This window comes from Actinomadura sp. NBRC 104425, from assembly GCF_030269545.1.
Lineage (GTDB): Bacteria > Actinomycetota > Actinomycetes > Streptosporangiales > Streptosporangiaceae > Spirillospora > Spirillospora keratinilytica.
In genome coordinates, this window is the sequence record NZ_BSTN01000084.1 from 1 (window position 1) to 1,133 (window position 1,133).

Annotated in this window: 1 protein-coding gene and 1 pseudogene; one reads left to right on the top strand and one right to left on the bottom strand. The window is 76.1% G+C overall.

Annotation, left to right across the window (positions count from 1 at the left end; translation table 11 throughout):
- Positions 1 to 261: 261 nt before the first annotated feature.
- Positions 262 to 471: pseudogene (locus tag QSK22_RS34115) on the top strand (galactokinase); the annotation flags it as partial.
- Between the two features lie 166 nt (positions 472 to 637).
- Here the strand turns inward: QSK22_RS34115 and QSK22_RS33210 are convergent.
- Positions 638 to 1,133 (bottom strand): carboxymuconolactone decarboxylase family protein (locus tag QSK22_RS33210; RefSeq protein ID WP_352231521.1); only part of this gene is annotated, 496 nt, incomplete at its 5' end.

The following is a 1,133-nucleotide window of genomic DNA, read 5'->3' on the forward strand; positions in this document are numbered from 1 at the left end:
GGCGGGCGCTGCTCGTCGACGCGCGACACCTGACCGCCGAGCCCGTCCCGTGCGACTTCGGGGCCGCGGGGCTCGACCTCCTCGTGGTCGGCACCCGGTCGCCGCACCGGAACGCGGACGGCGCGTTACGGCGCGCGCCGCCGGACCTGCGCCGCGGCGGCGCGGGCCCTCGGCGTCGCGGACCTGCGGGACGGGACCGACCTCGACGGCGCTCTCGCCCGCCTCACCGACCCCGTTGCCGCGCGGCGCGTCCGGCATGTCGTGCGGGAGAACGCTCAGGTCCTCGCGGCCGTCGGGCTGCTGCGGGCGGGACGGGCGCGGGAGGTCGGAACGCTGCTCACCGCCTCCCACGCCTCGTTCCGGGACGACTACGAGGTGTCCGCCGCCGAACTCGACACGGCCGTCGATGCGGCGCTCGCGGCCGGGGCGCTGGGCGCCCCGATGATCGGCGGCGGCTTCGGCGGATCGGTGCTCGCGCTGGTCGAGCGGGACGGCCGGGGCGCCGTCGAGGCCGCCGTGCGGGACGCGTTCGCACGGCGCGGGTTCACCGCGCCCGGTTTCCACACGGCGCGCCCGTCGCGGGGCGCCGGGCGCGCCGGGCGACCGGCCCGTCCCGCCCGCGGGCCGGGCCGCCCGCTCAGTCGAGCGTGTTCGCGAACATGCCGGGCGTGTAAGAGCCGGCCGGGGTCCGCACGATCACGTTCATCCGGTTGGCGGCGTTCATCATCGCGACCAGCGCGATCAGCGTGCCGGTCTGGTCGTCGTCGAAGTGCTCCCGCACCCGCGCCCAGGTCTCGTCGGACACGCCGCCGCCCGCGTCCGCGAGCCGGGTGCCCTCCTCGGCGAGCGCGAGCGCCGCCCGCTCGGCCTCGCTGAACACGGTCGCCTCCCGCCACGCCGCCACCAGGTGCAGCCGGACGGCCTCCTCCCCGGCGGCCGCGGCCTCCTTGGTGTGCATGTCGATGCACATCGCACAGCCGTTGATCTGGCTGACGCGCAGCATCACCAACTCGCGAACGGACTTCGGCAGCGACGACGCCTCCAGAACCGAGCCGGCGGCGTACACGCGCTTAGCGAACTTCGCCGCGGTCTCGCTGGCGAACAGGTCGAATCGAGCCTCCATGGCATGCTCC